The organism is uncultured Xylophilus sp., assembly GCA_913776965.1.
Classification (GTDB): domain Bacteria; phylum Pseudomonadota; class Gammaproteobacteria; order Burkholderiales; family Burkholderiaceae_C; genus Xylophilus.
The window spans coordinates 115996-133339 of record CAJYQL010000025.1 but is presented as its reverse complement, the minus strand read 5'-3'; the positions used below and the strand labels follow the sequence as shown (position 1 = coordinate 133339).

Below are 17344 nucleotides of genomic sequence, written 5' to 3'. Positions count from 1 at the left end.
TAGAACAAGGCATCGCCGTATGATGCGCGATGATCGCCAACGTTCACTGCGCCTGCTGCTTTACGGGGTGCACGGCGACCCGGCCTGCCGGCCCGTCCCGAGGCTGGCGCCGGCACTGCGAGACCCGCCATGAGTTCCCTCACCCACTTCGACGTTCACGGCCAGGCTCACATGGTCGATGTCGGCGCCAAAGCGCATACCCACCGTATCGCCGTTGCTACTGGCCGGATCACCATGCGGGCCGAGACGCTGGAGTTGGTTCGTAGCGGTACGGCAAAAAAGGGGGATGTGTTGGGCATCGCCCGGATAGCAGCCATTCAGGGCGCCAAGAAAACTAGTGATTTGATTCCGCTATGCCATCCACTCGCATTAACCCGGATCGCAGTCGATTTTATTTATGAGGATGCAGACCAAACTCACACAACGGCGATTCGGTGCAATGCAATCGTAGAAAACTTTGGCCAGACAGGGGTCGAGATGGAGGCACTCATAGCAGTGCAATTAGGCTTAATTACGATATACGATATGTGCAAATCCGCAGACAAGACGATGGCAATAACAGATGTTTTTCTCAAAGAGAAAAGCGGAGGCAGAACCGCAAAAAAAACTGAAATTCAAAAATAAAATGATTAATATCAATCTTGCTCAGGAATGGTGCGACTGCACCATTCCTGATTACCAATATACCGGTCTTTTTCTTATTTGCATTCTGCAGGAGCGAATCGGGCAGGCAAGGTTCCAGCCGTTTGACCCACAGCAAGCGTTGTTACTCCAGCGGCTGCGCAGCGCCATTTAACTGAGTCGGCAGGCGGAGTAAAGGTTGCAGTACCCACCGGGAGAGCCGTACCAGGAAGGGCAGCACCCAAATAAGGCATAATAGTCAGCGTGCCACCACCAGCAGCAGCCGTAGTGGTGACCGTAATAAACCCTGTAGCAGGATCGATAGCAACACTGGTAATATTCCGAGACGCAGCAGGGGCAGAAAACCCTAGACTATAGCCTGCCGCAGCCCCTGTAGGATTGCCAGAGGACAATATGTCCTGGACGTTTACTTTTGCAGCTGAAGCGGCAATTAACCCCTCAGAAACGCGAGCTCGCACGGTGTAGTCCTGATAAGCAGGCAATGCAACAGGGAAAAGAATACCAATGATCGCAACAACGATCATCAATTCAATCAGAGCAAAGCCCTTTTGGACCGTACGGGAAATAGAGAGACGCATCAGAACTCCAGCTTGGTTATTGACGCGATACACTCAGCATCTTCCGTGAAAGCCTATTTTCACTCTAATGGGCCGAATCACTCACCTCTAAGGAGGTTCTGCAAAACCTCCCGGCCCGGTGGCAGGCAAGCATTGGATGGGCGAGGATCGGGGCCATGGACCAGATCAACCTCGGCCTCGACCCGCTGCCCAAGAAGATGCGCAAGGAAGTCTTCCTTGAAGAGATGAACCGGGTTGTGCCCTGGTCGACGCTGGTGGCGTTGATCCAGCCCCATGCCCGCGGGGCGCACCAGGCCCTGGGAGGCCGCCCACCCTTTGCAGTGGAGACCATGCTGCGCATCCACTGCCTGCAGCTGTGGTGGAACCTGAGCGATCCGGCCATGGAAGAGGAACTGCACGAGCGCCCTCTGTACCGGCGCTTCGTCGGGCTCGACGGCTCGGCGCGCATGCCCGATGAGACCACCATCCTGCGCTTTGGGCACCTGCTGGAGAAGCAGCAACTCGCGCCGAAGGTGCTGGCCACGATCAACGCCACCCTGGCCCGGCAGGGCTTGATGCTCAAGACCGGTACGGTGGTCGACGCCACCATCATTGCCGCGCCGAGCTCGACCAAGAACGCCGAGGGCAAGCGTGAGCCGGAGATGCACCAGGCCAAGAAGGGCAACCAGTGGCATTTCGGCATGAAGGCCCACATCGGCGTGGATGCCGATTCGGGGCTGGTGCATACCGTCATCGGCACGGCCGCCAACGTCGCCGATGTCACCCAGGCGGCGGCCTTGCTGCATGGGCAGGAAAGCGATGCCTGGGGCGACGCGGGCTACCAGGGCGTGGACAAGCGCAAGGAGTGCGAGGGCAGCGTCGTGCGCTGGGAAGTGGCCATGCGTTCTGGCAAGCGGCGCCGGCTCGATCCAGCGCGGGAGCTCGACAGGCTTCGGGAGAAGGCCGAGAAGCTCAAGGCCAGCATCAGGGCCCAGGTCGAGCATCCGTTCCGGGTGGTCAAGCAGCAGTTCGGCTACGCGCAAGGTGCGCTACCGCGGCTTGGCCAAGAACACGGCCCGCCTGACCATGCTGTTCGCGCTGGGCAATCTGTGGATGGTGCGAGCGCGGCTGCTGGCCATGCAGGCATAAGTGCGTCTGCTGCAGCCCAGAAGGGCCTGCGGCCAGTCCAATGGCGCTATTTGATGGCCCTGGGACGCTGAAACTTATCCGTTATGGACTCATCTCGTCGGCTTGGCAGATCGGTCGTGCGGCCGCAGCGGGTTTTGCAGACCCTCCCTTGAAGTTCTTCAAGGGCTTTTTTGTTTTGGGCCGTTGATTCTCGTGGTGTCTGGATGACCCAGATCGGTCTGAGCGTGATGTGGCAATTTCTGATCGAACGGCCGGAACCGCAGTAACTCCTGAGTATCTTTAAGCCGTTCCGCTCGCGGCACGAGGTGCGGGTAACAACACATGATGTGGTCGTCGCGACTGCTCATTTTTTAATTAGCGCGTTGATGCGGCGCTATTGCTGTACGGCGTGACGGCAAGGAAAAGTGGCCGATACGCCGACGTGATGGCTCTTCTGTGCTCTCGAAATGAGAGCAAATAACCGCTTGCGCGGCACTACGGTGCTGTTTTGGACGCTGTAGGCGGTAGCCGCGTCGTTGTTGCGAAGTGCACACAAATTAAACACAAATGCTTAGCATGTAAAAAGTGTTTATTTGAGTCATTTCCTGATGAAGCTCGCATCTCTGTCCGTCAAGCGACAACTCACCTTTGCGTTCGGCCTGCTGGTCGTTCTCATGGCATTCGTAGCGGCCCTGGCGGTCGTGTTCCTAGAGTCGTCGGAACAACGTTTCGTGCGTTACGTCGAAGGCATCAACGCCCGTGCTTCGATGGCCGAGCAGGTACGGACAGGGGTGGACCAGCGGGCGATCGCCGCGCGCAACCTGACACTGCTGCGCCCGACCGACGACACCAAGTTCGAATACGACGCCGTGGTCGCGGCGCATCGCCGGGTGCAGGATCGCATCCAGCGCCTGCAGGAGATGGTGGCCCAGGCCGACGACGCGAACGACAAGACGGCCGCGCTGGTGCGCACCATCGCCGAAGTCGAAAGCCGCTACGGTCCGGTGGCGCTGTCGATCGTCGCGATGGCCAACGAACGGCGCAATGCCGAAGCGGCACTCAAGATCCTGGACGACTGCCGGCCACTGTTGCGCGAGCTGGTCGCGGCGACCGAGGCCTTCCGCGACTACACGGCGGAGCGGTCTGCGGCCCAGATCGCGCAGGCACAAGCCCAGTTCGTTTTCGACCGCAATGTGCTGATCGCGGTGGCGTCGCTGGCGCTGGCCCTGGCGCTGCTGTGCGGCTGGGCGATCGTGCGGTCGCTGATCAACGTATTGGGTTCGGAACCGGCCGACCTCAGCAAGGTCGCGCAGGTCGTGGCGGCCGGAGATCTGAGCGACGTTGCCGGTGCGGCGGCCGCACGGCGCTCGAGCGTGCTGGCGTCGCTGGCCCATATGCAGAAGAGCCTGCATGCCACCGTCTCCCAGGTGCGGGATGCGGCGGACTCAATCATGACCGGCGCTGCGCAGATCGCCGCCGGCAACACCGACCTGAGCCAGCGCACGGAGGAGCAGGCGAGCGCCCTGCAGCAGACCGCGGCGACGATGGACGAGATCGCCGGCACCATCCAAAACAACGCAGTGCATGCCGAGAACGCGGCACGCATGGCGTCGCGCTCGCTGCAGGTGGTGGACGAGAGCAACGGCATCGTCCAGCGGGTCGTCGCGTCGATGCACTCGATCAACAGCGGGTCGCGGCGCATCGCCGAGATCGTCGGCGTGATCGACGGCATCGCTTTCCAGACCAACTTGCTGGCGCTCAACGCGGCGGTGGAGGCGGCCCGTGCCGGCGAGCACGGCAAGGGTTTCGCGGTGGTGGCAGGCGAGGTGCGCAGCCTGGCCCAGCGCAGCGCGAGCGCCGCGGGCGAGATCCGCCAGCTGATCAATACGAGCGTCACCGCGGTGGGCGACGGCGTGCAGTTGGCGCAGGAAGCCGGCAGTTCGATGCACGAGGTGGCTGGCTCGGTCAAGTCGCTGGCACAGCTGGTCGACGAGATCAGCCTGGCGAGCAAGGAACAGGCGAACGGCGTCGCGCAGGTCGGCGACGCGATCAACCAGATGGACCGGGTGACCCAGCAGAACGCGGCCCTGGTGGAAGAGGCGGCCGCTGCGGCCGGTAGCTTGCGGGTGCAGGCCCAGCAACTGGTGGCGTCGGTGCAGGCGTTTTCCCTCGGCACCGGCGGCCCCGCTCGCGCCCGCCTGGCCGCACAGCCGGCGTTGCTTGCCGGCTAGTGCAGGAGGGTATGGACGGCGGTGGCCGCCCGTCCATCCGCCTAGCCGTCAGTCTCCTGTTACGACATCTTCTGCAAGGTCGGCAGTCCGTCGACCTCGGCAGCCTTGTGGATCTTGTGCTGGACCTCGGGCGTGCCGGCATCGTTGACGACGACCAGCCGCCACGGGTCCCCGCGGCCGGCGGCGGCCCGTTCCTGCGGGTTCAGGGTGAAGCTGCGGACCGGCCCGCCCAGCCCCTTGACCGCCAGTTGGATCAGCACCTTGCCCTTTTTGTCGCGCACTTCGATGTCGTAGCCGGGCGCATCGGCCCGCACATCGGTCGGCACATAACCGTAGCCCGCGAAATGCCCCATCAGATAGGCCATCGCGGCTTCCTGCACGTCGGTTTCCGAGCTCGGGGCAGCCGGCGCAGGGGGGGCGGCCTCGGGAACGCCGCTTTTGGACCGGGCCGCAGCGAGATCCTCGGCCGACGGCATCCAGCCCCGCTCGCCGCGCACCAGCACGGCAATCTTTCCGTCGGCATCCCAGTCGGCCACGTGCCATTCCTGGTCGTCGGGCACGCGGACCGCCACCTTGGCTGCCTTGTCGGATTCGGCCGCCAGGATGTCGACGCGGTTGGCCTGCAGCACGGCCCGCACCGCATGGCCGCGTTCGAGCGATTGGCGCAGCAGCTGCATCCGGTCCTTGGCACGCTGCACCTGGGCCGGCGAGCGGGTGCCGCCGCCGATGCGGCGCTGGCTGTCGAGCGATTCCAGATAGAACCAGCGGCCGTCCGCGCCGATGCAGACCAGCTCCGCCCACAAGGTGACGATCACGTTGTCGCCGCTGGCGAGCCAGGCCGAAGCCGCCGACTGGCTGCGCGCATCGAAGACGCCCATCTTGGCGATGATTTCCACCGGCGTGAGCTTGACGCCGGACAAACGCTTTTCGTTGATGACCGCCATCACGGCGGCGTCGACTTCTTTTTCCATGAACAGGTTCGGGCAGTTGGCAAAAGGTGCAAGTATCGAGGCTCCGACGACCGTGCCGGCGGAGGCGGTGACGGAGCGATGGGCGCGGGCAGTCGTGCCGTAGGTGCCGACCGACGCCACCCACGGTGGCTACGCCCGCGCGCTGGGTGGATGCGCGCCGAGGCCGTCGAGGCTCCGAGCGCGGCATGGTTCCGAAGATCGTCAGAACCGCTGCCGACACCCCCATTTTCGACAAAGGAGATTCCGATGAACGTTCGCACCCGATGGATCGCCGCAGCGCTGTTGACAGGCGCCGCCACGGCCGCCGTGGCCCAAGCCGCAGACCGCCCGTCGGCCGAGGGCGACAGCACCGTTCGCACCGACCCGGAGGCTCCCTCCGAAGGTTTCAAGGCACAGTCCGATGCGGTCGCACGCGAGAACCTGCAGGCCCGTCAGGAGCGCAAGCGCCAGCAGAAGGACGGCAACATCAATGACGCCGTGTGGGGCACGAAAAATCGCAAGACCGGTCCCGAAGGCACCGCCAACGGCGGCGACCGGGCCGGCGGCAGCGCCAGCGGTTCGGCGGGCCTGCGCTGACGTGCGATGGGCTGTGGTGGCGCTAGGCGGATGCCTGGGTCGCCACCCGCAATGCAATTCGCCGCACCGGCACGCCGTCGGTGAAGATTTGTGCCCGCAGCAGGACCTCATTGCCGTTGCACAGCGCAGGCACCGGATGCTCGAAGAGCGACGCCACCTGCCGCAACGCGGCGGGCGGTCCGTCCACCAGGATGTCGCAAATGCCGCCGCCCATGTTCTGCATCGAGAAACTGCAGTCGGGGAACTGCACCAGCGCCGGCACGTGCAGGTCGATGAAGTCGTCGTCGGTCATGTTCGGGTGGCGGGCGGAAAGCAGCGCGGCGCTGCCCGTCAGATTTTCGGGTCGCCTTCGAGGATGCGGATACGGGCGTTTTCGATATGGCCCCGCATCGCACGGCGGGCGGTATCCGGGTCTTGCGTGCGGATGGCCTCGAGGATCGTCCGGTGTTCGTCGAGTGTGTCCTGGGTGCGGTGCCAGGGTTTCAGCTGCGCGATGCGACGGCCGAGGTTGACGGCACGGCTCACGTCGTATTCCAGCGATTTCAGCACCTGGCCAATGCGGGGGTTGCCGGTGGCCTGCGCGATCGCCTCGTGGAAGCCGTAGTCGAGGTGGTGCGCGATGTCGCCGCGGCGGCTGGCGGTATCGAAGCCGTCAAGCAGCTCGGCCATGCGTTCCAGATCGCGCGGCTTGCGGCGCAGGGCGGCCAGCGCGGCGCTCTCGGGCTCGACCAGCATCCGCAGTTCCAGGCCGTGGAAGATGTGGCTCATGTCGGCCGCCGTCGGTGTGGGCGCTGCCATCGGCGCTGCCGGCGTGCCACCCTGGCAGACATAGGTGCCCGAGCCACGGATCGATTCCACGAGTTGCTCGTTGCGCAGGCGGTCGAGCGCCTGCCGGACCACCGGGCGCGACACGCCGAAGGTCGCGGCGAGCTGCAACTCCGGCGGCAGCCGTGTCCCCGGTCCCAGCTTGCCGGTCACGATGGAGTGGAACAGCCCGTCGTAGACACGTTCGGCGAAACGTTCGTGGCGCACCGGCTCCAAGCCCAGCCCTGAGACGTCGTCTCGACGTCCGGTGCAGGGCGTAGTGAGCGTATCGGGTGCGGCCATGGCCGGGATTATGAAAGATCGGCGGACGACAGGCGTTCTGACGCCTGTCCGCAGAACTGACTGATTGGGTTCGCTGTTCCACTTGGGCAAAATGAATAGAACGTTCAAGAAGTTAACTCGATTGACAACTCGACGGCGGCTGCCTACAGTCGTCTGCGCACCTGTCGGAGCCGCCGGATGTCTTCGGCCGCGGCAGCACAGACCAAGGAATTTCATGAAGCAGCATTTCATCGCCAACCGATGGGTGGGCACCGGCGAAACCATCCCGGTCATCGACCCCTCCACCGGCGAAACCTTCGACAGCATCCTGCGCGGCACCGGTGCCGACATCGACCAGGCCGTCGCCGCGGCACGTACCGCCTACGAGGGCGACTTCGGCCGGCTGACCGCGACCGAGCGCGGCCGGCTGCTGATGAGGCTGTCGCTCAAGGTGCAGGAGCATGCGGAAGAGCTGGCACAGCTGGAAGCGCGCGACTGCGGCAAGCCGATGAAGCAGGCCCGCGCCGATGCAGCGGCCCTTGCCCGGTATTTCGAGTTCTACGCCGGTGCCGCCGACAAGCTGCAGGGCTACACCATTCCCTACCAGAACGGCTACACAGTGCTGTGCACTCGGGAGCCGCACGGCGTAGCCGCATCGATCGTGCCGTGGAACTACCCGATGCAGATATTCGGCCGCTGCGTCGGCGCCGCGATCGCCGCGGGCAATTCCTGCGTCGTCAAGCCGGCAGAAGATGCCTGCATCTCGCTGCTGCGCGTGGCCGAACTGGCCGCCGAGGTCGGTTTTCCGGCGGGCAGCATCAACATCGTGACCGGCTACGGGTACGAGGTGGGCGATCTGCTGGTGCGGCACACCGGCATCGACCATGTGTCCTTCACCGGCTCGCCGGCCATCGGCACCGTGGTCGCCAAGGCGGCCGCGGACAACCATACGCCGGTGACGCTCGAGCTCGGCGGCAAGTCGCCGCAGATCGTCTTCGCCGACGCCGACATCGACGCGATGCTACCGGTGGTGGTCAACGCGATCGTGCAGAACGCCGGCCAGACCTGCTCCGCCGGCAGCCGGCTGCTGGTGGAGCGCAGTGCCTACGAAACGGTGATCGCGCGCCTGTCCGAGGTGTTCTCGCGCCTGCAGGTCGGCTCCTCGCAGATGGACCTGGACTGCGGGCCCCTGATCCGCCAGAGCCAGCAGCAGCGCGTGGGCGCCTTCCTTGACGACGTGCGGCGCGACGGCCTGACGATCGCGGCCCAGGGCCGCATCGCCGAAGGGGCACCGGCAGGCGGCTTCTTCCAGGTCCCGACGCTGGTGCGCGATGTGCCGGTGGACCATCGCCTGGCGCAGGAAGAGGTGTTCGGCCCGGTGATCGCGGCGATCCCGTTCGACGACGAGGCCGACGCCGTCCGGATCGCCAACGCCACCGACTTCGGCCTGGTCGCGAGTGTCTGGACACGCGACGGCGGCCGGCAGATGCGACTGGCCAGGAAGCTTCGGGCCGGGCAGGTCTTCATCAACAACTACGGCGCCGGCGGCGGCGTGGAGCTGCCGTTCGGCGGCGTGAAAGCCAGCGGCTACGGACGCGAAAAGGGCTTCGAGGCGCTCTACGGCCTGACCGTCCTGAAGACGATTTCCATCAAGCACGACTGACTGCCGCGGCCGCAGTCCCTCCGACGAGAACTTCCATGAGCACACGTCCCCGCATCGGCATGGTCGGCATCGGCCTGATGGGCCACGGCATCGCGAGCAACATCGCGAAGCACGGCTATCCGCTGACCGTCCTCGAACATCCCGGCAACCAGCCGCTCGACGCCCTGAAGGCTGCCGGCGTGACCAGCGAAGCGAGCACCGCAGCGCTCGCGGCCGTCTGCGACATCGTGCTGCTCTGCGTGACCGGAACGCCGCAGGTCGAGGCGGTGCTGCTCGGCGAGGGCGGCGTGCTGTCGGGCATCCGGCCCGGCACCATCGTCATCGACTGCTCCACCGCGGTTCCGTCCTCCACCGAGCGCCTGGCTGCGGCGGTGCAGCAGGCCGGGGGCCGCTTCATGGACGCCGCCATGACCCGCACGCCGAAGGAGGCCGCGGAAGGCCGGCTGAACCTGCTGGTGGGCGCCGACGCTGCATTGCTGGAAGAGGGGCGGCCGCTGCTGCGGTGCTTCGCCGAGAACATCGTCCATGCCGGCCCGGTCGGCGCCGGCCACCGGATGAAGCTGCTGCACAACTACGTGTCGCTCGGCTCGGTGGCGCTGATCGCCGAGGCGGCGGCCTGCGCGCAGCGGGCGGGCGTGGCGATGGACGTGTTCACCGACGTGCTGGCCCAAGGCGGCGGCGGCGGGGCGGCGCTGGAGCGGCTGCGGCCCTTCCTCACCGCGCAGGACCCGACCGGTTTGAAGTTCGCGCTCTCGAATGCGCAGAAGGATCTCGGTTACTACAACGCCATGGCGGAGGACACCGGCGCGGCGCACGTCATCGCCGAAGCCGTACACGCCACCTTCGGCGAAGGGGTGCGGATCGCGGGAGGCAGCACTTTCGTGCCGGAACTGGTGGACGTGCTGGTGGGCAAGCGCAGCGGCTGACAGCCCAGTCGCAGCGTCCTCGATGACAGGACGCCCCAAGGAAAAACCCCCTGGCTCTTGCGAACCAGGGGGTTTCCTGTTTTGGTGCCGGAGAGATGAATCGAACACCCGACCTTCTCATTACGAATGAAAAGTTTCCGGTGTTGATCGGTGTTGTTTTGGAGGCCTTTCAGAGGCATTTCTCCTGTGAGGGGACGATTCTAGGTGCACTAATGTTTGGATCGCGTTGATCGGCGTCGCTCAAATTCCCTTACCTTGGCCTTACCTTGAGGGGCCAAGGTAAGAGATGATCGAGGCATGACTAATAAAGTGAAGTTGTCGGTCAAGCGCATCGCTGACCTCCGCCCCGTGGACGACAAGAACCCAGGGTTCCTGATCGATGCCGACACGCCCAACCTGTACGTTCGCATTCGGCCCCGTGGCAAGCCAGCGTTCCTCTTTGTTGGTTCAATGGCTGGCAAAGCAGTGAACCTGGTGATCGGCAACACCCAGACCTGGACGATCCCAGCGGCACAAGAAGAAGCGCGCAGGATGCGCACGCTCATCGACCGAGGGATCCATCCGAAGCTGGAGCGCGAAGATCGGGAGGCCGAGACTGCGAAGGCCATTGCGGCGAAGTCGCGGATCGAGATCACTGTCGGAGAGGTGTGGGAGGCCTACATCGCCAGAGGTGTCGGCAAGAGGGGCAGGCCATGGGCGCCGACGTATCTGCGATCGCTGAAATCAGCCATGCACGAAGGCGGCGAGATGTTCCCGCGCTGTGGAGAAAGGCGCACAGTTCAAGGGCCGCTGTTCGTTGCCCGCGACATTCCAATCGGTGAATTCGACGATGACGCCCTGGCCGACATCCTGGGCGACGAGCTCGACAGGATTGGAGAACGATTCCGCGGCGAGCCCGGCGTGAACCCGCCTGGGTACGCCGTCGTGAACAAGGCGGCCGAGAGCCTGAGCGGGATGTTTCGCTGGGCATCGCGAGAGCGCGAGTACAAAAGCCTGATCAATGGAAACCCTGCGCGGTCACCGACTGTGCAAGACAACCTGCCATCTAAAACCGGCGTGCGCCGGCTGGATTTCGTCGAGATCGTGCAGCTCGAAAAGTTCTTTGAAGGCGTGTCGAAGCTGCCCAATCGCACGATGGCCGGCTACTTGACAGGGCTCCTGATCACCGGCGCACGGCGTCAAGAGCTTGCAGCTTTGAAGTGGTCCGACATCGACTTCGATTTGAAGAAACTCACGATCGCTGACAAAAGCACGCAGACGCTTCACCGCACTCGTGAAATTCCGCTCGCGCCCTGGTTCGAGGCCGTTATCAAAAGCATGCCAAAAGTCGACCAGAACCCGTACGTCTTCGCAGCTCCGCGATCGAAACTCGGGTACGTGCAAGATGCCCGCAAGTCGCTCGCGCCTGTGATTGAGCACGCAAAAATCAAGCACCTGACCCCCCATGGCCTGCGACGCACTTTCTCGTTGGTGGGCGAAGCGGCTCGGTGCCCATCGGGGGCCGTTGAGCAGATCATGGGCCACTCGGTCAGCAGCATGGAGGAGCACTACAAACCCCGCCGAATCGATGCCTTGCGCGAGGAGCTGGTGCGGCTCGAAGAGTTCGTGCGGGAGAAGGCGAAGCTTCCGGCCCTTGAAGTCGAAGCGGTTTAAAGAGAGGCTTTGCCGTCCAGGACATTCTGCAGATCGGCAATCGCCCACATCCTGCGGCCCGAGGGTCCAAGGGTCGACTGGATCGGCCCGGTCTGGTGGCTCGACCAGCGCCGAAGCGTCTGTGGCTGAAGACCAAGAATTTGCGCCGCGACCACGTTCGACACGTGTGTTGAGAACTGGAAAAGTTCGGCCAGGCGCTTCACTTCGACAGCGGGCGCTTGTTGTCCTCGAGGTCCGTATACGACGTCTTTGGCACGCGCTTTCGTGGGATCTTCTTGACGACTCTTCCAGTCGCTTCGAGCAGCCTGTGATCCTCTGGCGTTGGCTGCATCGTCGCCGCGTCCAGCACCATCGGCTTGTCTTCTGGTAGCGACTGAAGGTGGCCGATGAACATCCGAAGAGCTGCTTCGACGATCAGGTATTGCCGCGTGCCGGTCACCTCGAGCTCCTCGAGATCTCTCCAGATCGTCGGCCTGATTCTCATCAGCGTCGCGCCCCGACCGTCCATGCTCGATCGTCCCGTGATGATCAGTTTTGGCTTGCGGCCTGGAGGCACCTGCATCGACTCCAGAGTCTTGATGGCACCGTTGCTCACCTTCGGCGATGCAAGCTCCCTCAGCTCTTTCTGAGCCGCTTCCCGGGCCACCTTGGCGAGGTACGCGGCGTTGCCCCGACTCTTCTGCTCGACTTCCGCCATTGCATTCCTCATACACGTCTAGAGAGGTATGAGTGTAGTTACTCTTCGAGTTTTCGCCAAAAAGCGAAACTCGCAATGCAGCGATCATCAGCCGATCTCGGGTAATTTTCAGCGGGTGTTTCGGCGCCGAAACACCAGGACCTTTCGAGCCAGAAAAGGAGCGACTGAAATCAGCACGCGGATCGTCGAGGCGCATTTTGTTAGCCTCGCTTTCCCGGTATCCGCGTCTGAAAAAAGTCTGAGATGTCTGTCAGGTCAGTCACCTCCGACTCTCTTCCTGGCCAAACCGGCTCACCTTTTTTCACACGGCGATTGACGTTCTTGCCTTCGACTTTTCGCGCTTCGGCTTCTTCAAGCTCCTTGAGGTCCTCGGCAGTCGGGTTGAACTTCGACGCAAGAATGGGAATGCGCGGAACCTTGCTTTTCTCAAGGTCCTCGCAGAGCTCCAGGAGCGCTTGTTCAATCAGCAAGTAGATAGGGCCCAGAGCCACGGCCTGCACGCGCTTGAGCGTCGAGGGGCGGATCTTCACAAGCATGTTGTGCCGGCCCTTCGTCGAGACGCTGCTGCCGACGATGGCCAACTTTGGCGGGTTGTCGGACTTGATCGCCGCAAGAATGTCTGCGGCAGAAATGCGGGCCATGGAGGGAACCTTTTCGTGTTCGGAACTGATCCGTTATTGTATCTTTAAAGACTTCGGAAACAGCAAAAATAGTTGCATGTAACGCGCTCTGAGATTAGAATTACGTCATCGTTGGAGTGCTTTCGACGAACCGCAGTTGGACCGCTTACCCAGCTGCACAAAACCCCGGCGCCTCACGGCGACCGGGGTTTCTTTTTGCCACGGCTCAAGCGGCCGCTTGCTTTTCGGTGGCGTTTTCGGATTTCGATTTCGCAACCGGGTCGCCGTGGACAGCGATCGTGGCTGCGCGGACGGTGCGGGCTTCTTCGGCTTCGTCGATCTCTTCCAGCGTGAGCACAACGAAGCGCTCGCCGGTCGTGCGGTTCTCGTCACCGCCAACAGGCGTGAAAGTCTGAGCGCCTTGGGCCTTCAACCTGGCGGACTCAACTCGCAGTTCGGCAGTCTTGATCGACATCTTGTTGTCCGTGCGCGGGTCGTTCAGCAATGCGCGCATCAAGTCTTCGTTTTGCCACTGCGTGCCTTTGAAAAGTTCACGAAGGCCGGCACGCTTCGGGAAGAATCGGATCTCCATCGAGCCGCGGTGTCCACTCGGCTGTACGCTCATGCCCATCACTGCGAGAGCGGCAATGGCGTTGGCTTTCGAAGCCCCTTCGCCATGGCGGGCAACGTGCCACAGATCCAACATCGTGCAGGGCAGCGTTCCCTGGGCCAGGCACTTCGGTGGCACTTGCATGTGCGAGATGTGCTCAATGATTCCGGTGCTTCGTTGGGCTTCTTCGATGTTGGCCAGGTCTTCTGCGAAGTCGAAGTTTGCGAGCCAGGTGGCCGCCGTGTCCTTGTCGAGCACGTCGTCGTGCAGGGCGGTGAAAGATGCAGCGATGCAAGGCGCAAGCGTGTCGCTCGCTCGGCTGTCCGAAGCAAAGGCGATCTTCACCTGCTCGAGGTTTAGCAAATAGCGATCATTCGAGCGAATCATGCGCATGAACAGCTTGCGACCCATCTCTTCCGCGGCCAGGAACCTGCCCGCCTTTGGATTGGGCACGAGCGGGTGCGGCTTCAGGCCTTTGTCTGTGAACTTCTCCAGCTTCACAACGAACATACGCGTCACCTCTGACGCTTTGAGGTCGGGGAATTTGTTGGAGGCCAACATCGCTTGAGCTTTGATGGCGTGCTCAACAACATTACCTGGCGAAGATCCGCGCTTCTCAACGCCGCCTTTCGCTGCTTTTCGAAGGTTTGCCATCATCTTCCGGAACTCGCCTTGACCGCCTTCTTCAGACTCTGCTTCGTCCCAAAACCATCCGAGCGAACTCATGCCGCCGCCCTGACGCATGCCCGCTTCGCTGCCGCCAACCACGGCATCGCACGCTTCACCCAGCAGTGATTTCGAATACAGCATCAGCGTCGACTTTCCGCCCGAAGGCAGGCCGGTCAGAAGGAGCCAACCGCGCCATTCGTTCGCGCCCGCGGTGTAAGTGTTCACCGTGTGCCCGAAAACCTTCAAGGCATCTCCGCGCTTGGTGTAGTTGTAGCGCTTGAAAAACTCAAACGCCGTGTGAGCTTCTTCGGCGGTGGCCTCGGGTGTATCCGGGGTGATGCCGAGGTCTCGCCCCGCGACGTAGATCGCGTCGCCGTCCAGGCGCTTGGCAAGACTGCCATCTGCGTGAAAGGCGATCTTGCTGTTGATGACCAGCTTGCCTTCGCTGTTACGCCAGACCCCATCGCCGAAAACGTGATCGCGTCGGAAATCGCCAAGCTCCTGGCATCGCGCGCTGATGTCCAGGCCCAGGGCGAGCGTGTCGATGGTTTCGGACTTCGTCTCGGCCGAAACTTTCAAGTAGTTTGAGCGCAGAAAGCCGGCGCCCACAGCGTTGGCCATGCTTGACCACTTGGTCAGATCGTTCGGCGACAGGTCGATGATCTTGTTCCGGCTCAGCGAAAAAATGGTGCAGTTGTCGCCGCTGAAACCGAGCGGGACGAACCCGCCGCCTGTCCGGGAACGGCTGGTTTCATCGCGCTTCTCACGGACCTTCTTTGAGATAGAGGAGCTGACGACCGCCGACGAGCGCTGCTTCAGCCATACGCCGAGGGTGACTTCTTCGCCCTCTTTGAGCTTGAAGCTCTCTGCAGACGGGCACGTGACCACAACCACAGGCGAATTGGGCTTTGCGGCTTTGAAGGCCTTTTCCAAGGCGCGGATGGCGTCGTTGCCAGCCGACTTGGTGCCGTCACGCACGAGCACAAGGGTCCGGTCCCCCAGGAGCTTCAGCAGGCCCTCGGGCACACCCGTGGACGCCGCGGCAAGGGCAACACAAGGAAGACCCTGGGCATCGGCTGCAACCGCGTCGAGCATCGAGGCAGCCACCAACAGGCGATCTTCGAAGGCGAGGTTCGACTTGAAGCCAGGGGGCTGGTACAGCCCTCCCTGGAAGCTTGCGCGCGGGGTTGGCACGTCGCCATCGAAGGTGATGCCCGCAACCGCCGCGGCGATCGAGTCGATGCCAATCTTTCGCAGGGCGGCTTCTTCGTAGTTTTTGTATGCGGGAACCGTCTCGACCATGACAGTGCCGTCGGGCGTGACATTAACCGATGACGACGGGATCAACTTGCAGCCACCGTCGTCGACGAGCGGGGTCGGGGCCACTTTCAAAGAGGCATCAGTGACGAGGGAAGAGAGTTTCGCGTTTTTGACTTGCATGGAGTGCTTTCCGTGTTATGGGGTGCTTAATCCCTGCCGCCAGGACGGCGACATGCACTAATGTATCTTGAAAACAAAACTGTCAACAGAAATTTGGGGCTTGAACACCCATTATTTCCAACCTGGACCAAACCAGACAAAAGCTGTCTTGGGAGTTGTCTTGTTTTCCATGCGTTTAAGCCGTTGTTTTGATTGGATAAATTCGAATCCAGACAAACAAGACAAACCAGACAAGGAAAAACACCCTATGACTCCTTTCCTCCGTCACCGATCCCTCCTTGTGATTTCTCTCTCCTCTTGGTAAACGTTGTCTTGTTTGTCTTGTTTGTCTGGGAACGAGTTAAGTCATTGATTTATATATAAAATCTTCCAAGACAGCTTGCCAGACAAATTGCCAGACAGGAATCAACTGTCTAAAAAACAGGCAGCACGGTAGAATTGTAGTTGCACTCTCGCAAGGAGCGACCGCATGATGACCGCACAAACAACTGAAAGCCAGCCAGCTGCTTGGAAGCCTGGTGATGAAAAGCACCGCATCGTTTACGAGCGTGTGCTGGCCGGCGACTCTTGGAAGAGCGCGTGCGAGAACGTCGGTGTGTCGTTCGCCGCGGCTCAGTTCATGTACAGGAAGCGCGGGTTTCCTTCTCCTCGCCGAACAAACATCGAGCCTGTTGGTGGACGGGATGCTGCGGCAGAGCGTGCCTACTCACGAGCTCTTGCCGGTGAAGTTGCTGCCGTCGTTTCAAAGGCTGAGGGCATCGGCTATCAATACCTCCGCCGGTGGTGTGCCAAGAACGGGAGGGTGGCGCCTCGGACAAGCCTGCGCACCGTTGAAGCGGAAATCAAGGCGATGTTTGGCACCGCCGCGTGAAGCCGATGAAAGACATCGAGCCAGTCGGGTTCGCGCGGCGCCATGCTGACTTCGTCGCCGTCCACCGGCGCGTGTGGGCGGCGAACTGCCGTCGATCGCTGCGCCAGCCCAAGGCGTCTCCCGCTCTGGGTACCTCCGCTGGCGCCTTCGGCACGGCATTGACTCTCAACCCAGGGCGATCCCATGCTCAGTCTTCAAATCTGTGGAACGCGAGATCCGCGAGAGCACTACCAGGTCGATCTGTGCTCGCTTCGGGGTCAACCCGGATACCTACTGGAATCGCCGAGCGGTGGTCTCCGAGGATCTGCTGGAAGGCATCTTGCGCGTGCACCGCGTTGTGCGCAAAAGGCTGACCACCGACCAAATCTGCGCCAAGTACGGCATCACCACGCCTCAGCTTTATTGCTGGCGGAAAGCAACGGGCGGGATTGCGCCGTGAATCCAACCGAGGCAGGTGGTCTGTTCCGCCGCCTCAAGTCGAAGCCCTCAATCAGGGCACTCATCACCGAATTCTTCCCCGGCGTGGATGTCACCGATTTCCACGAGTTCACCTCGTTCTTGCTGGCTTTCGATTCGATCGCCCAAACGCTCGACGACCTGGCCAGAGGGCCCGGCGCCAGGTACTACGCCAAGTCTTTGGACTGGATCAACGAGAGCGAAGCGCCGCTTCCTTTCGATCTGGTCTGCGGCTAGCTCGAGCTGAACCCGCGGCAAGCTCGTCAGAGCATTGCGGACATGTTCCCCGGCCTTGAGGCGCGTGGACCTCTGCGCATCGTCCGTTCCAACCACAGCGCCAAGCATGGGATTTATGGGGCCTGTGGCCAGTTCCCCTGAGTTCAGACTTTAGATTGGTCGAGCTCCGACCAGGAGTTTTGATTGCTCAGGCTGACCTACGCCAACGCAAACTATTTTTGGCTCACCCTCAAAAAGACCGCACAAACAAATCTGCAATAAGATACAATAGAGTCATCGGCAGGAAACAGACCTGCACGACAGCAAGCCCC

General features: G+C 62.1%; 17 protein-coding genes. 10 read left to right on the top strand and 7 right to left on the bottom strand.

The window, feature by feature from the left end; translation table 11 throughout:
• The first annotated feature begins 129 nt into the window (after positions 1 to 129).
• The gene (gene moaC / locus QZ500_RS04400; RefSeq protein ID WP_295851306.1) at positions 130 to 624 is read left to right on the top strand and encodes a cyclic pyranopterin monophosphate synthase MoaC; all 495 of its coding nucleotides are present in this window, start codon (positions 130 to 132) and stop codon (positions 622 to 624) included.
• Positions 625 to 698: 74 nt separating this feature from the next.
• Here the strand turns inward: moaC and QZ500_RS04395 are convergent, their stop codons facing one another.
• On the bottom strand, positions 699 to 1253 hold the full coding sequence (locus QZ500_RS04395) for a pilin (RefSeq protein ID WP_366762559.1): 555 nt from the start codon (positions 1251 to 1253) through the stop codon (positions 699 to 701).
• A gap of 122 nt (positions 1254 to 1375) precedes the next feature.
• Between QZ500_RS04395 and QZ500_RS04390 the strand changes: the two genes are divergently transcribed.
• Together QZ500_RS04390 and QZ500_RS04385 are read left to right on the top strand one after the other, a co-directional pair.
• Positions 1376 to 2348, top strand: a protein-coding gene (locus QZ500_RS04390) for an IS5 family transposase (RefSeq protein ID WP_295851303.1) whose coding sequence is annotated in 2 segments (ribosomal slippage) — positions 1376 to 2236 and positions 2238 to 2348 — 972 coding nt in all. Because the reading frame shifts where the segments join, the coding sequence is not laid out codon by codon here.
• Positions 2349 to 2935: 587 nt separating this feature from the next.
• A complete protein-coding gene (locus QZ500_RS04385) occupies positions 2936 to 4558 on the top strand; it encodes a methyl-accepting chemotaxis protein (protein ID WP_295851300.1) in 1623 nt (540 codons plus the stop codon).
• Between the two features lie 59 nt (positions 4559 to 4617).
• Here the strand turns inward: QZ500_RS04385 and QZ500_RS04380 are convergent, their stop codons facing one another.
• Positions 4618 to 5529, bottom strand: a complete 912-nt coding sequence (locus QZ500_RS04380) for a DUF3883 domain-containing protein (RefSeq protein ID WP_295851297.1) — start codon at positions 5527 to 5529, stop codon at positions 4618 to 4620.
• Positions 5530 to 5775: 246 nt separating this feature from the next.
• Between QZ500_RS04380 and QZ500_RS04375 the strand changes: the two genes are divergently transcribed.
• Positions 5776 to 6105: a hypothetical protein gene (locus tag QZ500_RS04375; RefSeq protein ID WP_295851294.1), complete on the top strand. Its 330-nt coding sequence runs from the start codon at positions 5776 to 5778 to the stop codon at positions 6103 to 6105.
• A gap of 22 nt (positions 6106 to 6127) precedes the next feature.
• On the opposite strand, the gene QZ500_RS04370 is transcribed toward QZ500_RS04375, so the two are convergent.
• Positions 6128 to 6397 (bottom strand): hypothetical protein, encoded by a 270-nt coding sequence (locus tag QZ500_RS04370; RefSeq protein WP_295851291.1) that lies wholly within the window; start codon positions 6395 to 6397, stop codon positions 6128 to 6130.
• 38 nt (positions 6398 to 6435) lie between these two features.
• Positions 6436 to 7212, bottom strand: coding sequence for a FadR/GntR family transcriptional regulator (locus QZ500_RS04365; RefSeq protein ID WP_295851288.1), 777 nt, complete (start codon positions 7210 to 7212; stop codon positions 6436 to 6438).
• A gap of 214 nt (positions 7213 to 7426) precedes the next feature.
• Between QZ500_RS04365 and QZ500_RS04360 the strand changes: the two genes are divergently transcribed.
• The 3 genes from QZ500_RS04360 to QZ500_RS04350 all read left to right on the top strand — a co-directional run bounded on the left by QZ500_RS04360 (position 7427) and on the right by QZ500_RS04350 (position 11433).
• Complete coding sequence (locus QZ500_RS04360; RefSeq protein ID WP_295851286.1) at positions 7427 to 8854, top strand: aldehyde dehydrogenase family protein; 1428 nt, start codon at positions 7427 to 7429, stop codon at positions 8852 to 8854.
• Positions 8855 to 8889: 35 nt separating this feature from the next.
• Positions 8890 to 9780 carry an NAD(P)-dependent oxidoreductase gene (locus QZ500_RS04355; RefSeq protein ID WP_295851284.1) on the top strand — a complete coding sequence of 297 codons (891 nt, stop codon included), beginning with the start codon at positions 8890 to 8892 and terminating at the stop codon, positions 9778 to 9780.
• Positions 9781 to 10077: 297 nt separating this feature from the next.
• Positions 10078 to 11433: a tyrosine-type recombinase/integrase gene (locus QZ500_RS04350; RefSeq protein WP_295851281.1), complete on the top strand. Its 1356-nt coding sequence runs from the start codon at positions 10078 to 10080 to the stop codon at positions 11431 to 11433.
• Between the two features lie 199 nt (positions 11434 to 11632).
• Here QZ500_RS04350 and QZ500_RS04345 read toward each other — a convergent pair whose 3' ends face one another.
• The 3 genes from QZ500_RS04345 to QZ500_RS04335 form a co-directional block, all read right to left on the bottom strand.
• Positions 11633 to 12130 carry a hypothetical protein gene (locus QZ500_RS04345; protein WP_092940159.1) on the bottom strand — a complete coding sequence of 166 codons (498 nt, stop codon included), beginning with the start codon at positions 12128 to 12130 and terminating at the stop codon, positions 11633 to 11635.
• A gap of 200 nt (positions 12131 to 12330) precedes the next feature.
• Positions 12331 to 12771, bottom strand: coding sequence for a hypothetical protein (locus tag QZ500_RS04340; protein WP_092940160.1), 441 nt, complete (start codon positions 12769 to 12771; stop codon positions 12331 to 12333).
• Between the two features lie 205 nt (positions 12772 to 12976).
• Positions 12977 to 15469 carry a hypothetical protein gene (locus QZ500_RS04335; protein ID WP_295851277.1) on the bottom strand — a complete coding sequence of 831 codons (2493 nt, stop codon included), beginning with the start codon at positions 15467 to 15469 and terminating at the stop codon, positions 12977 to 12979.
• 469 nt (positions 15470 to 15938) lie between these two features.
• Here QZ500_RS04335 and QZ500_RS04330 point away from each other — a divergent pair, with 469 nt between their 5' ends.
• From QZ500_RS04330 to QZ500_RS04320, 3 genes are all read left to right on the top strand, one after another.
• On the top strand, positions 15939 to 16340 hold the full coding sequence (locus QZ500_RS04330) for a hypothetical protein (RefSeq protein WP_139222841.1): 402 nt from the start codon (positions 15939 to 15941) through the stop codon (positions 16338 to 16340).
• A gap of 202 nt (positions 16341 to 16542) precedes the next feature.
• Positions 16543 to 16779 carry a hypothetical protein gene (locus QZ500_RS04325; protein WP_092940163.1) on the top strand — a complete coding sequence of 79 codons (237 nt, stop codon included), beginning with the start codon at positions 16543 to 16545 and terminating at the stop codon, positions 16777 to 16779.
• Positions 16776 to 17033 (top strand): hypothetical protein, encoded by a 258-nt coding sequence (locus QZ500_RS04320; RefSeq protein ID WP_092940164.1) that lies wholly within the window; start codon positions 16776 to 16778, stop codon positions 17031 to 17033. The genes QZ500_RS04325 and QZ500_RS04320 overlap by 4 nt, the downstream gene beginning before the upstream one ends.
• The last annotated feature ends 311 nt before the right edge of the window (positions 17034 to 17344 follow it).